Annotated in this window: 11 protein-coding genes and 3 pseudogenes; 3 read left to right on the forward strand and 11 right to left on the reverse strand. The window is 67.6% G+C overall.

The window, feature by feature from the left end:
* On the reverse strand, positions 1-292 hold a 292-nt coding region (locus Manayef4_RS00005), incomplete at its 3' end, for a PHP domain-containing protein (protein WP_139139934.1).
* 222 nt (positions 293-514) lie between these two features.
* Here Manayef4_RS00005 and Manayef4_RS22195 point away from each other — a divergent pair.
* A pseudogene (locus Manayef4_RS22195) lies at positions 515-832 on the forward strand (DDE-type integrase/transposase/recombinase); the annotation flags it as partial.
* A gap of 221 nt (positions 833-1053) precedes the next feature.
* Here the strand turns inward: Manayef4_RS22195 and Manayef4_RS00010 are convergent.
* The 8 genes from Manayef4_RS00010 to Manayef4_RS00045 all read right to left on the reverse strand — a co-directional run bounded on the left by Manayef4_RS00010 (position 1054) and on the right by Manayef4_RS00045 (position 8407).
* Positions 1054-1899 carry an acyl-ACP desaturase gene (locus tag Manayef4_RS00010; protein ID WP_254665382.1) on the reverse strand — a complete coding sequence of 282 codons (846 nt, stop codon included), beginning with the start codon at positions 1897-1899 and terminating at the stop codon, positions 1054-1056.
* 109 nt (positions 1900-2008) lie between these two features.
* Positions 2009-2266, reverse strand: a complete 258-nt coding sequence (locus Manayef4_RS00015; protein ID WP_011438533.1) for an acyl carrier protein — start codon at positions 2264-2266, stop codon at positions 2009-2011.
* Positions 2267-2319: 53 nt separating this feature from the next.
* Positions 2320-2916, reverse strand: coding sequence for a PaaI family thioesterase (locus Manayef4_RS00020; RefSeq protein WP_254665381.1), 597 nt, complete (start codon positions 2914-2916; stop codon positions 2320-2322).
* Between the two features lie 190 nt (positions 2917-3106).
* Positions 3107-3919, reverse strand: coding sequence for a ferritin-like domain-containing protein (locus Manayef4_RS00025; protein ID WP_070130207.1), 813 nt, complete (start codon positions 3917-3919; stop codon positions 3107-3109).
* Positions 3920-4138: 219 nt separating this feature from the next.
* Complete coding sequence (locus Manayef4_RS00030; RefSeq protein WP_070130208.1) at positions 4139-5818, reverse strand: CopD family protein; 1680 nt, start codon at positions 5816-5818, stop codon at positions 4139-4141.
* 5 nt (positions 5819-5823) lie between these two features.
* Positions 5824-6537, reverse strand: a complete 714-nt coding sequence (locus Manayef4_RS00035; RefSeq protein ID WP_011438537.1) for a YcnI family protein — start codon at positions 6535-6537, stop codon at positions 5824-5826.
* A gap of 106 nt (positions 6538-6643) precedes the next feature.
* Positions 6644-7282, reverse strand: a complete 639-nt coding sequence (locus Manayef4_RS00040) for a hypothetical protein (RefSeq protein ID WP_011438538.1) — start codon at positions 7280-7282, stop codon at positions 6644-6646.
* Between the two features lie 228 nt (positions 7283-7510).
* Positions 7511-8407, reverse strand: a complete 897-nt coding sequence (locus tag Manayef4_RS00045) for a hypothetical protein (protein WP_070130209.1) — start codon at positions 8405-8407, stop codon at positions 7511-7513.
* 485 nt (positions 8408-8892) lie between these two features.
* On the opposite strand from Manayef4_RS00045, the gene Manayef4_RS00050 reads away from it, so the two are divergent.
* A complete protein-coding gene (locus Manayef4_RS00050; RefSeq protein ID WP_070130210.1) occupies positions 8893-10365 on the forward strand; it encodes an FAD-dependent monooxygenase in 1473 nt (490 codons plus the stop codon).
* A gap of 446 nt (positions 10366-10811) precedes the next feature.
* Here the strand turns inward: Manayef4_RS00050 and Manayef4_RS25545 are convergent.
* Both Manayef4_RS25545 and Manayef4_RS00060 read right to left on the reverse strand, forming a co-directional pair.
* Positions 10812-11021 (reverse strand): annotated as a pseudogene (locus Manayef4_RS25545) (hypothetical protein); the annotation flags it as partial.
* 207 nt (positions 11022-11228) lie between these two features.
* Positions 11229-13202, reverse strand: a complete 1974-nt coding sequence (locus tag Manayef4_RS00060; RefSeq protein ID WP_011438542.1) for a PAS domain-containing hybrid sensor histidine kinase/response regulator — start codon at positions 13200-13202, stop codon at positions 11229-11231.
* A 455-nt stretch (positions 13203-13657) separates the two neighbouring features.
* Between Manayef4_RS00060 and Manayef4_RS25255 the strand changes: the two are divergent.
* Positions 13658-13834, forward strand: a pseudogene (locus Manayef4_RS25255) (MerR family transcriptional regulator); the annotation flags it as partial.
* Positions 13835-14063: the final 229 nt, after the last annotated feature.

Raw genomic sequence — 14063 nt, forward strand, 5'->3', positions numbered from 1 at the left:
CACCCGCAGGGTCGACGTCGCGCTGCGAGCGTTCCCCCCACAGGACAGGCCGCTTGTGGTGGCGCGACTCGGGCGCCAGGTACGCCTCGATCCCGATGATCGGCTTGACACCCGCGGACTTCGCACCCTGATAAAATTCGTAGGCACCGAACATGTTACCGTGGTCGGTCATCCCGACAGCCGGCATCCCCAACTTCGCCGCTTCCTTGAAAAGCAGGCCCGTTTTCGCCGCACCGTCCAGCATCGAATACTCAGTGTGCACATGGAGGTGAACAAAAGAATCCGTCGRCATCCCAGTCCCCTCTCGCCCACAACGGCCCGCCGGTCGGAGTCTAACCCCGCCACCCAGAGCCACCGGAGAGGCACGCGACACAACAGCCCCTAAGCGCGTTGATCCTCCAAAGACAATTCGTTGAGATCAATGGTGGACCCGTCGACATACCCGAGAACGCAGCGACGCGATGAGGCGCGCCCTGCGTCGTGGTCAGCCACGTGCCGCGCGAGTACACCTCCTCGCTTTACGCCCTTGCTCGCCGACGCGGCCCGGCCCTGCCGGCACCAACCGGGCGACAGGTGGTATGTCGACGACACCCACGTCAAGATCGCCAGCCGATGGACCTACCTGTACCGGGCGGTCGACCAGCACGGGCGGGTCATCGATGTTCTCACCAGTACCCCAGTACCCGCCGCGACCAGACGACTGCCCGCCGGTTCTTCGACCGGGCGCCGGCGTATGGGCGCCGGCGTATGGGCGCCGCCCGGTCGAGGTCACTACCGACAAAACCCCGGTCTACCCGCGGACCCTCGACGAGCCGCTCCCGAGGCCTGCCATTCCGGCGCCGAAAACGCCGCGACCTCGGATTTTGCGGCGCTGCGCGACATATCCCGGAACGGGCCGATACGTAACGTTTCGTCTGGTAATCGAGCGGTTAGGGGGCCGATCCGCCGTCCCACCCCGCGGACACCGCGGYGAACCGGCGATCTCGCCGTCTGCCCGCTCCGCCGCATCAGCCCAGGTCACAGGCMCAGGACGACTTCTGGCATCCCACAGGCTCAGGCCGGGACGGGAGCGGTCCGGCATGCGTCGATAAAGGTGACCAGTTCATTCACCCGGTCGGACCGGGCGTTGACGGCGCGGTTCACGACCCGGATGAGGTGAGCGTAGGCATCTGTGTGGTCGTAGTGGGCGACTTCCCGGATCCGCAGTGCCCATCGCCAGTAGCCGCGGATGGTGTCGGCCAGTGGCATCCGGAAGGTCGCAATGACCTCGCGGATTGGCTCCACCACGGCGTCGCCCTCCCGGCGCAGGTACCGCTCGACTACATCCGCCATKAACGCGAAGTGGCGCGACTCGTCGCGGGCGAGTCGGGTGAGGACGTCGGCCAGGACCGGATCGCCGGCCACGGTGCGTAGCTGCTGATAATAGAGCTGCGTCGCCTTCTCCTGCACGAGTGCGTAGGCGAACAACGAGACCGCGTGGTCAAGTGGCAGATCGAATTTCTTACGGCCCTCAGCCGCCAGTTCCCGACGCAGTTCCTCCGGTTCGGCGATACCGGCGGCGACCTGGTAACGGAACAGGGCCCGGGCGTGGCTGTCCTCTTCCTGGGCCCACCGTACCGTGAAATGGTAGAGCTCACGGTTATGGATAAAGGTTTCCAGGTCAACGTCGGAGTTGAGCGGGAACGCACGCTCGTAGAGGTCGAAATAGCCGGGGAGATGGTCCTCGATCAGGGTGATGAAGCGGACCGCTGAGCGCTGGCCTTCGGTGAGCCGGTCGGCCTCGGCCTCGTCCCACCGGAAGGCCGATTCGACGTCCCAGCGGCGGGCGGCGGACCCGGCAGAGTGAAACGCGGTGACCGCCGCCGCCAGGTCGGAGGCGGGCAGCAGCGGCGGCAGCACCGGACGGGCAAAAGAGCGGTCGGACCGGGCAGGACGGCGTTGCCCCGCTTCCTGATCAGAGGTAGCTGACGTAACGGTGTTCGATACGGTCACGATGATTCTCCTGTTGTCAGACCGCCGTCTCGAGCGCCGCGAGCACGATACGGACGACGTCGTTGATGGAGCTCAGGGCGAAGACGTCCTCATCCTCGATCTCGATATCGTACGTGCGCTCTATGCGGGAGATCATGACCAGAACCTTCACCGAGTCCGCGCCTTCGACGGCCCGCAGGTCGAGGTCGGGAGTGAGCGCGTCGGCTGACATCCCGAGCTCGCGAGCGAGGATGGCGGTGACAGTACTGACAATCTCGGCGCGGGAGGGTGTCATCATGACTCCTTYGGTCATTCGCCGTGTCGGTTGAGGCGCGTGAGAGGGACTATTCAGCCCTGACCGCCGACGGCCTGGGCCGCGTTAGCAGCCTGGACAGCGTTAGCAGCCTGGGCGGCCTGGGCCGCGGTGATGGCTTCCGCGACACGGTCGAACTCGTCCGGTCGCAGGTCCAGGCGTTGCCGCGCGATGTTCATCGATGTCGGACGGTAGGTCGCGCTCGCCGCAGCCACCAGACTGCCCGCGGCGTCGAGGATCTCGGCCTCGGCACGCACCAGGCCGCCCGCGCCCGTCGGACCGCCCGTCGGACCGCCCGTCGGGTTGGAGACCGGCTCAGCCGTGCCGGCCTGTAGGCGGGCGACGCACTGGTAGTCGGTGTTCACCCGCATCGCGGTGACGTACCGCAGCCGCATCCCGGTGGTGAAGGAGGTGAGGCCTGTTCGCAGAACGATCAGGTTTCCCATGGTTTCGTCGCAGATGACTCCGATGAGACCGCCGTGCACGACCCCCGGGTACGACTCGTGAGTGCGGTCCAGCCTGAAGCGGGTGGCGATCCCGTCGGGACGGAAGGCGAAGCGGAGGCGCAGGCCGTTTGCGTTGTGCGGTGAGCAGCCGAAGCAGCGGTAGCTCTCCAGGACCGCMCAAGGCACCGGCAGGTATTCCTCGTCGGCCGAGGATTGGGAGGGAGCGGTCGGGTGAATGTGCATCGGTTCCTCCGGCAGAGAATTGGTCACGGCGCGCCCTGCCGACGGCGTCGCACGTGATCCGGGGCGCCGCCGTCGTCGCGCGTCGCCCCCGCATCCGATCGGGTCTGGGAACGACGTTCTCAGATTCGATGCCTCAGGCCACTATTTCGGCCATCGCGTGGCGGATGCCGGAGTTTCGGCTCAAGTCCCGGCCGACCGCCGTTCCGAGCATGCGCCGGAGCTTGGCCTGGAGCTTTTCCAGCGCATCCGGCGGAGAGAACTGGAGATAGACATCGATCACGTCGTCGACGGTCTCGTGYCCCTGCATCTCCTCGACGCGCTGATGCTTGTAGACACCGACCGGSTGGTTGAGCCGCGGGCTCGTAACGTAGAAATGAATCCTTTCCAGGACTGACCTCAGCTCGTGCGGGTGGAGTTCCAGACGACGCTTCAAGTAGAAGAGGAACTCGCGGGCGTGCCCTGCTTCGTCGCGGCTTGCGCGGAGAAACAGGTCGGCCAGCACGGGCTCCTCCACCCACTCCGACATCGCCCGGTAGACCGTGTTGACGATGATCTCAGAGATCACGTTCGTGGTCAGGGTCGCACTCGGCGTGATACCGGCTTCGTACGGCTCACGCAGAGCCTCGATCTTGTCCTGGTCGATGTGGACACCCACCGCCTTGAGCCAGGCCCGGAAGGCGTAGTGATGCTGAAGCTCCTGGTAGGCCCAGATGGCCACGAAGGCCGAGCAGTCGTAGTCGTCGTGGAACTCGCTGAGAAAACCGTGCAGCCCGGGGAGAGACGTCGCCTCGCCCATGACAACGCCCTTGACAAGCGAGATGTAGACGGGATGAACGAGGTCACTCCGGACGTTTTCCAGCCCGAGGTCGGAAACCTTCCACTGGAGGCGCTCGTAGTGCTGGAAAACATCGAAGCTATGGGACTTGTCAGCGGTGGCGGTCGGCATGGATGGACTCCTTCTGAGCTTCCCTCGCAGGCCTTTGCCGCTCTACCATGGGTTGCCTGGCCGATCATTACAACCCTGATATCACACGCCAATCGAACCATTCCGATCAGCTATCACGGAAGCGCTTACCGCCTCCGTGCGGGACGGTCCACGCACCGGGCGGACGATCCACGTACCGCCGCCCAGCGTTCACCAGCCCTTCATCGTTCACGAGTCCCTTCATCGGACCTGGTAGAACACGGTTGTCACGTACTGGTCGAAGTCGTTCACTCGGAGCRTGAGCCGAAGTTGCCATTCACCGGGCAACGGCGCCCGGATCCCGTCGCTCCGCGYATGGCCCGGCGCGGCCAGGCTCAGCGGAACAGTGAAGGGGCCGAGATCGGCGGCCGGCAACGACAACGCCACACTGGCCTCCACCAGTTTCTGCGGTTTGCCGCTCGGGTCCGTGGCCTGGACGTCCAGGGTCTGGGCGCCCACCCGCGTCGGCGAGACCCTCACCTTCACCGTCATCGGACCCGCGAAGGTGGTGTCGGAGAACGGCGGTGAATAGCTGGTACGTCCCGGTACCATGTTCACCAACCCAGCCGTGATCCCCAGCACGACAGCCCCGAGCACGATTTCCGCCATGACACCCCGGCGCAGCCCGGCAAGCAGAACGGCATGCGACGAGCGGTCCGGCCGGCCGGCCGGCTGATTTCTGTTCGTTCTGTACTGCCGGCGGACCCACCGCCGCGCCAGAGCGCCGAGAGCGATCATTCCAAGGACCAACCACACCTTGTACACCAGCAGTCGACCATAGCTGGTATCAATCAGGGCCCGTGGCGGGCCGACCTCACGCCAGCCCTGGAAGACCCCGCTGACCATCACGGCGGCAACGGCCACAACCGCGATCTTCGACCACCGGGGAAGGATCTCCGCCAGCTCGGTGGCCGATGCGCGGCGCACCAGGAAACCGGCAATCATCACCAGACCACCGATCCACACCGACATGGCGATCACATGCACCGTCGTGCTGGTGGTAGCCAGCCAAGCCAGATCGCCGACGCTGGCATGACCGATCATGGCAAGCGTCACGGCCACCACGACACCGAGACCGGCGAGCTCCCCGTTTCCCCGCGGATCCACCGACCCGGTTCGCAACAGCCGCCGCACGAGAGGCACCATCAAAGCCAGAGCGAGCAGACGGATCAGCAGCAGGTGACCGAACCGATCCGCCAGGGTGGTCGACAGAACCGACCACTGCCCGAGTCCCCCGAGGCCGAGCCCGGCAGCGTAGGGGCCCTGCAGCAGCAGCTGCGCKAATGCCGCAAAAACGGATAATCCCCACGCTGCCATCAACAGCCGGCCGGGACCGGCCGCACGAAGACCTGTCGGCCAGAGCACGATCAGAAAGAAACAGACGCCCAGCAACAGGGCCGTCGCGGCGTATCCGAGAAATCTCGCCATGGCGAAGACGACGCCCACCGTCGAGGAGCCCGATGTGCCGGAGGCCGCCGCGGCGGCGGCATCCGGCGGCCCGCCCACACCGAAGGCGAGCGCACCGGAAACAGGATGACTATCCGCCGAGATGACACGCCAGCTCGCCACGTACGTGCCGTTCGGCAGCCCCGGCCGGAGCGCGACCGTCGCCTGCGACGCCTTGGGACCAGATCCGGCACGACCATCATCGACCCGCCTACCCGCGGAATCGAGCACCCGGATCGAATCGCGCGAGACCCGTACTGACTCGCTGTAGTCAAGGGTTACCCGTGTGGGTGCGACGTCAAGTGCCGCGCCGTCCACGGGGTCGCTACCCGTCAAAAGGGCATGCGCCGACGCCGGCGGGACCCCGAGGCCAAAACCGATGGAGGTGGTGGCCATGACCAGGAACGTCACGGCCACCACCAGGATGCGGCGCACGACGGTTAGGCGCGCCGTCGCAAAGAGATCAGCGCGAATCCACCGGCCAACAACCCGAGTGCGCCAAGGACAAGGCCAGCAATCCCCAGGCCACGCGCCGTCCCGTCGGAATCGTCGGAGGCCGATGCGGCTTCGTCCGACCGCGCCGCGGCCGCGCCAGGCCCACCGGACCCCGGGGAGGATGCCGTCAGCGTGAGGACCGGCGCCGGCTTCTCAGGCTCCTGGGCGCCTGGGGCGGCGACATCGACCCACCGCACGACCGAACCATCGGAGTAGGTCTGCAATGCCTTGAACACAATGTGGTCGGTGTTTTCGGGCAGCGGCCCGGCGGAGACGGTGAAGGTGTCGAACTCCCCGGGCTTGATCCCGCCATCCCCCTGCGCCGTCCAGGCAATCCTGGTAACGATCTCCTTGACCTCTCCGTCGTCCGTCATGAGYGGCTTCGACGGGGCCGCTTTGGTGATCTTGTATGTCCACCCCGCCTTGGGCTGGACCGACACGGACGCGATCGGGGTGTCGGTAGGAAGCTGGACGTCCAACCCGGTCGTGGACGCGGTGTCCTTCTCCGTGGGGACCTTGAACGACAAGGTGGCGTAGCTGCCCGCGGCAGCCGTCGGCGGCTGCACCGTGACATGGGCGGACGCCGGTCCAGCTAGGAGGAACATCGCTGCCGCGGCAGTGCCGGCAAGCATGCCGGCACGCCGAACGTTGCGGTACATAAGATCCCTTCGAACGTCCCACGGCGCGTGGGACCACCTGAAGATGCCTTGCCTTGCTCGCGCCGGGGTCGTTCGTCGGGCAGATGAGCCCGCMAGCGGAACTCGTCTACCAGGCTCGCCGTGACATCAACGCTCGCCGTGACGTCAACCCCGGAAAAGGGGAAGCGGGTGGTCCCCGGCGCCGTGCGCCACGGCCAAGGGGGCGAGCGTGCGGTCTCGGCACCCGCTTCCGAAGGTTGATCTTCACGGTGGGTGGGACAGGCGGAACGACGGCGACGGTCACCGGATACAGCAACAGGGCCACGACGGTGCGCGGCCTCAGTCCGGCCGCGCACCACACAGCCCGCTCGGAGTGACGAAGCATCAACCCCACACAGCCCACGGCAATGCCATGGGCCGCCGTCATCGGAACATCCAGGCTCGGACCGCTGGCCAGGTGGGTGTGCGGATGCGCAAGTACGAAGGTGACATGGAGGGCGATCTGCGTCGCCCCCAGACCCGCGAGCAGCGCAGCGACTCCTCGCTCGCGGTCCGCGAGCCCGAACGCCACCCGGGTGAGGAGGAGGACCGCAACCAGCATGATCCCAGCGGCTGGCCGCGGCGCCCCGCCAGAGACGTGCGCGGCCCAGGCCAGACACACCGAGGACGAGGCGAACACGACGGCTCGGCCCAACCGGGCCGTCCCGCTGTCCACCTCGCACTCTGCTGCCACAGCGAGCAAGCTTGCCATGCCCGCCGCGGTCATGGCCACACCCCCCGGAACCGTGCGATTGGGGTTGATGATCTGGCTGGCGGTCCTGGGCGTCTCGTGGGCAGGGTGACCATGAACTTCGCCCCGGGGGTACGCCGCGGGTCGTAATAGGCCTTATGGAGAGCTCGCTCAGTCGCTTCTCGGCGCCAGCCATGGCCGGCCGAGAGCGGAGACGCCGATCGCTTCGATCAATGACGGTCGGGCCGGGGTGGTCGGGCCGGGTTAGTCGACCTGGGCCTGCTGGCCCGGCGGACGGGCAGGGCCTGGGATCGTCGCGGACCGGGCGTTGCCGCTCGCGGTATTACTTCCGGTGTTGCTTCGCTGCATACCAGGAACGAGGAGGTCGGCGGACCGAATTGTATTGGGCTGGACGTCCCTGCGGGTAACGGCCAGGTAGGCGACCAATATAACGATCATGATAGTGGCGCCACCACTGACCGGTCCGTCGCCGAAGCCGACACCGCTGTGCGAGTGAGGCTTACCGAGCCAGTCGGCGAAGGACGCACCGAGCGGCCGCGTGACGATGTAGGCGAGCCAGAAGGCGACGACCTMGTTCAACCCGAACCGCCACCAGGCAACCGCGGGCACCGCGATGATCGCCGTGAACACGATGCCCGAGGCCAGAAAGCCCAGGTGCATGGTGGTCGCGGTCACATCGCCGGCCGCGGTGCCCAGGGCGAAGGTCGCGAGCACCGCCAGCCAGTAGTAAGTCTCCCGGCGGCGGGTCACGATGCTGTGAATCGACAGCGTTCCCTCAGCGCGACGCCAGAGAAAGAAGACGGTTGCGAGGAGCATGGTATAGAAGATCGCCGAGCCGACATGGCCGATGGGCGGGCCGTCGGCGGCCATGGTGCCGAAGACCGCCACCATCATCACGGCGAACCAGTAGACGGGGGCGAAATAGCGCCGGGCGCGGAACTGCAGCCATAGCGCGACCGTGAACCCGACGGTACCGATGACAGCTGCGAGTACCAAGTTGACATGCGCAAGGTAGTCTGCGGTCGCCTCACCCATGCCGGTGGTCAGAATCTTCACCACCCAGAACAGAGCCGTGATTTCCGGCACTTTAGGCGCAAGGGGCTCCCGCGCGCGGGTCCGACTGTGCGATGAAGGCGGCATCGATATGCTTTCTGACTCGATGGGTGCCGGATCGAGGAAGTTTAGAGCAGGCACGGTGGACACGGGGCTCCCGGCTACACGTCGGGGACCTGCGTCGAGCCCACGCTGCCATCCCGCCGATGTGAAGAGGGTGTGAGGCAGTGTCCCGACGTCGAGCGGCCTCACTTAGCACAGAAAAAGCCACTATATCCCGCCAGGAACCCGCCACCGGCACACGGGATCGATCCCACTGCTCCAACCAGACCCGCCCGGCTGGACAGGGGCCGGCCGGCCCGGGTCCATGATCATCTTCATGGTTACCGGCAGACGGAGATGACCCGCTTCTGCGCGTGCCGCTGCGAGTGGTGGAGGGCTTCCTCAACTCCGACGTCGCGGAACCGGCAATGCCGTGGACGCGCATCTTTCCTGCCGGGGCGGCATTCCACGCCCGGGACCTCCCTCGCCTGTTACGATTCCTAATCGAAAGATCGGGAGTGGAGGTAGGAATGCCTGTACAGCGGGACCATGCCGTCATCGTCGGCGGAGGTATTGCGGGACTCACCGCGGCGCGCGTGCTGAGCGAACACTTCGCCGCGGTCACCATTCTCGACCGAGACGCCCTGCCGACAACCGTCGAAGAACGGCGCAACGTCCCGCAGGCGCCTCATCTGCACGGCCTGCTGTTCGGCGGCGCATCGGCGCTCGACGAACTCTACGGCGGCTTCACGGTCGCGATGACCGACCAGGGCGCGCCGCCGTATGACCCGCAACGCGACGTCGCCTACTTCTTTCCCGAAGGCTGGATCCGGCGTGCGCCATCCGACATGCGGTCCGTGTTCGGYACGCGGGCCCTGACCGAGCACACCATCCGGACGCTGACCCGCCGGCTACCGAACGTCCGGTTCCGCCACGCCGAGACCATCGGCCTGCGCAGGGCCGGCGGCGACCGGGTAGACGCGGTCGTGTGCGACGACCTCGACGGTCTGGGCGGACTGATCGAGGCCGAGCTTGTGGTGGACGCCGGCGGCCGCGCATCTCGCTCCCCGCACTGGCTCGCCGACGCCGGGTTCGACGCCCCGCCKGAGTCGACGGTGCAACCGTTCCTCGGTTACGCCACCGTGCACTGCCACTTGCCCGAGGATGCCCTACCGGGAGACCTACGGGCAGTGTGCGCGCCACCGGCACCGCACAACACCAGAGGTGCGTTCCTCCTGCCGGAGGAGAACAACCTCTATGGCCTCATGGCCGTCGGGACCAGCCGTGACTTCCCGCCCGGCGACCCGGCGGGCTTCGACGAGTTTCTCCGGACCGCCGTCACCCCCGTCCTGCACGAGATGTGGCAACGTGCCGAGCCCGTCACCGACATCAGGACGACGAGGATGTCAGTGAATCGGCTCCGCCGCTGGAACRAGCTGGCTCGGCGGCCACAGGGGTTCATCGCGGTCGGCGACGCGGTGGCCGTATACAACCCGGTGTACGGCCAAGGCATGACCGCGGCCGTCCTGCAGGCGGTGGCCTTGCGCGACCGCCTGCGTCAGGCGGACGATCTGGACACGGCCGTCGAGCGTCTCCACGACGACGTCATGGCCGTCACCTCGTTCGCCTGGCAGGCCGCGACCGCATCCGACCTGGTCTTTCCCGTGACGGAAAGCCGTAATATGCCCGCCCCGACACCCGAAGAGCGGGCGGGCGCACAATACCTGGGCATGGTGCGCGCCACCGCCGTCGACGACGCTTACGTCGCGGGCGAATTCTACCGGGCGCTGGGCTTGATCCGGCCCGAGTTCCTCCTCGCTGACGAGGTCCGCACCCGAGTCGAACGGTGGGTGGCGGACCCGCCGGCTCCGACCGACGACCTGTCGCGCCCGCCTGCGTGGGCCGATGTCGATCCACCGACACGGAGTCGGCCGCCGTCGGGCACTGCCGCCGTCGGGCACTGCCGCCGTCGGGCACTGCCGCCGTCGGGCACTGAGGAATGACGGGCGGCGGATCCCGGGTAGGAAAGCACCCCCAGCCACTCGAAGGCGCCTTCGAGTACTCCTCTACCGCGGACATCCCGAGGGTGGGGTGCTTTCCATCGTTGGACGGCGCCCCACCCTCCGGTCTGCCTCGGCGGCTACGCCCCGGCGAACGGCTGCTGCCCGCCGAACCGCTGCCCGGCCTGCTCCGCCCCGGCCTGCTCCGCTTGGCCCGCGGTAAACGGCTGCTGCCCGCCGAACCGCTGCCCGGCCTGCTCCGCCCCGGCCTGCTCCGCCCCGGCCTGCTCCGCCCCGGCCTGCTCCGCCCCGGCCTGCTCGGCCACGGACTGCTCCGCTTGGCCCCCGGCCCCCGGCTGCTCGGCCGCGGCTGGYGCTGGGGCCTGCTCGGCTGTGGCCGCCGCCGCGGCGGTGGGTTGCGCCGCCGGACCGGTGCCGGCGCCCGCCGCAACACCCACCAGCTCGCGTATCCTGCTTTCTACATACCTGTCGCTGTAGTGCGACCTGTCGGCGATGCGCTGAACAAGGTCGTCAACGCTCGAGGCTGCGTCCAGGTCCGACGAGTTTACCTCGGCGAACTGGTCAAGGATCTGGTATCGGATCTGCTGCCAGTTCTGCCGCAGCACGCGCTCCACCTGCTGCGCTTCCTGCTGATTCATTATCATCACTCTACCCCGGTCGGGCATCCGTCCCACGGCTGAGCCTATGACGCGGGCAGAGACTGTCAACCGCAGAAACCACCATCCGCGGCCAGGGCCACGCGGCAGGACAAGCGACGACGAAAGCGCCGGCTGACGGATATTTCTTATCAACGGGGAAGAAAGGAAATATCCCGGCCGTTGAGGTGGGTCCTGGTTGATTCTTGGTCAGGTCGAAGAGTTGAGGGCATCTCGGACTTTGGCGAGCAGGACCCGTTCGGAGAAGGGCTTTTCGAGCAGGATGACACCGGGATCAAGTTTCCCCTGGGTGGCGAGGACCGGGTGGGCGTAGCCGGACATGTAGAGCACCCGGATTTCGGGGCGGGTGGAGCGGATCCGGCTGGCGAGTTCCTTGCCCTGCAGGCGCGGCATGATGACGTCGGTCAGCAGCAGGTGGATGGGRCCGGGGTGGTCGGCTGCGAGGGGGAGGGCCTCGTCGGCGGAGGTAGCGGTGAGGACCTGGTAGCCGTTGCGGGCAAGCAGGCGGCGGGTGACCTCGAGGATGGCGGGCTGGTCCTCGACGAGCAGGACGGTCTCGCCCGCGTGTGCTGGAGTGCCGGTCGTGGTGTCCGGCTGACCGGCGGCGTCCGTGGTGATGGCGGCGGTGGCGGGGAGCAGGCAGCGAATGGTGGTGCCAACCCCGGGTTCGGAGTAGATGTCGGTGTTTCCGCCGGCCTGGCTGATGATCCCGTAGACGGTGGCGAGGCCGAGGCCGGAGCCTTCCCCCTTGGGTTTCGTGGTGAAGAACGGTTCGAAGACCCGGGCAAGGACCTCCGGGGGCATGCCGGTGCCGCTGTCGGAGACGCGGATCCGGGCATGCGGGCCGGCTTTCACGCCCGGGCGTTCGCCCGCGTAGTCCGGATCGATCGTGATGTTGGCGGTGTCGATGGTCAGCACGCCGCCGTCGGGCATGGCGTCGCGGGCGTTGACGGCAAGGTTGGTCAGGACCTGTTCGATCTGGCCGGGGTCGGCCAGGATGGGCCACAGCTCGGGTTGCAGATGAATGTGYAGCTCGATGTGTTCGCCCAGGGTGCGGTGCARCAGGTTCTCCAGGTCGGTGACGACCTGGTTGAGGTCGAGTACCCGGGGCTGCACGGTTTCGCGGCGGCCGAAGGTGAGGAGCTGGTGGGTGAGGGCGGTGGCGCGGTCGGCGGCGCGTTGGATCTGTTCGATGTCGCGCAGCACGTCGCTCCACCGTCCGCCCGCGGTCTGTGTGGCGGCAGCCTGGGCGACCTCCTCGGCGACGAACGAGGCATAGTTGATGACGACGCCGAGGAGGTTGTTGAAGTCGTGCGCCACCCCGCCGGCGAGCTGGCCGAGGCTTTCCAACCGCTGGGACTGGTGGAGCTGGGCCTCGAAGTTGCGGCGTTGCGCCTCGACGCGCAACCGTTCCCCCTCGGCCTGGGCTTCGAGGCGGTCGGTGACGTCCCGGACCGCCGCGGAGACGAGTATTCCCTCCTCGGTCTCCAGCGGGCTGAGACTGATTTCCACGGGGAACTCGCTGCCGTTGCGGCGGCGGGCGGCGAGCTGGAGGCCGGCACCCATCGGCCGGGGGCGGGGGGCGGCGAAGTAGCGGTTCCGATGATCAGGATGGACGGCGCGGACACCGACCGGGATGAGGATCTCGACCGGTTGGCCGACCAGCTCGTCGCGGGTGTAGCCGAACAGCCGCTCGGCCTGCGCGTTGACCAGGACGATCTGTCCATCGGGGCGGACTCCGATGATCGCGTCGGGCGCGGCTTCCAGCAGGCCGCGGAACTTCGCCTCCGCCCGTTTGCGGTCGGTCACGTCACGCACGGCCGCGGAGACAATCGTTCCCTCCTCGGTCTCCAACGGGCTGAGACTGATCTCGGCGGGGAACTCGCTGCCGTCGCGGCGGCGCCCGGCCAGTTCCATGCCGGCACCCATCGGCCGCGGCCGGGGATCGGCGAAGTAGCGGTTCCGATGATCAGGATGGACGGCGCGGACACCGACCGGGATGAGGATCTCGACCGGTTGGCCGACCAGCTCGTCGCGGGTGTAGCCGAACAGCCGCTCGGCCTGCGTATTGACCAGGACAATGGCCCCGTCGTCCCGGACGGCGACGATCGCGTCCGGTGCCGCCTCCAACAGACCGCTGGCCAGGTCTGAGGAACCCTTCACCACATCACCACGATCGGTAATCGGACCGACTCTTTAAGTGAGGCGGAGTGGACCGTAGCACAGATGCCGACCCCCCGTGCCGACCCGTGCCAACCCGCCACCGTGGTTCACCGCTTATGCGTGCCTTCTCCCGGAGGACCGACCTGATCGGCTTGGTGGGATCCCGGCGGGTGGTTTTGAGGCTCAGGTGGGTGGTTTTGAGGCGCCGGTGGATCGGGAAGCCATCTGATGGCGTAACACTCGGCCTCGGCGGCACGTTCTCGGCGGCGGCGCCCCGGGCCGATCCCGGGCGCCGACCAGGAAGCCGAGGTCAGCGTGGCAGTGCCGCCGAGGCCGACCGACCGGGAGCGGGCGCTGTTCGGAGAACTGGCGGCCACCTGGACCTTCGACCCGAGGAACTCCGACCTGAGGAACTCCGACCCCAGAAAGTCCGATCCGAGCAAGGGATCCCGGCGATGACCACTCCATTCCCGTCGCGGCAGCGGACGGCGCCGTCGACCACCCGGCCGCGTTACCCGCTGGCACCAGCCCGGAAGCTGACCGTGGAGACGGTCGCCAGCCGCGGCGGGCTGCATCCCGACCTGGTCCACCGGTTCGTGGCACTCGGCCTGCTGGAGGCCTCCCGCGACGCCGAACTGGTCGTCAGCTGTCAGGCAGCGGACGCACGGCACGGGCTCGCCGCCTGAACCCCGACCCCGGGGGCCGGCCGGCCCCCTCCAGGCCGGCCCCCTCCAGGCCGGCCGGGGCCCTCCTGGCCTGCCGGGGCCCTCCTGGGACACCTACCGGTCAGCGACGAACCGACGGCGCCACGCTAGCGCCGAGACCGGTGCCGCCCGGCCCGGCGGCCGCACCCACACCCGC

It is taken from the genome of Frankia sp. CgMI4 (genome assembly GCF_001756285.1).
Classification (GTDB): domain Bacteria; phylum Actinomycetota; class Actinomycetes; order Frankiales; family Frankiaceae; genus Frankia; species Frankia casuarinae.

Excerpts from the sequence above, each read along its gene's own strand:
- Manayef4_RS00015 (WP_011438533.1), bottom strand. The coding sequence starts at position 2,266 with ATGACACCCTCCCGCGCCGAGATTGTCAGTACTGTCACCGCCATCCTC.
- Manayef4_RS00040 (WP_011438538.1), bottom strand. The coding sequence starts at position 7,282 with ATGACCGCGGCGGGCATGGCAAGCTTGCTCGCTGTGGCAGCAGAGTGC.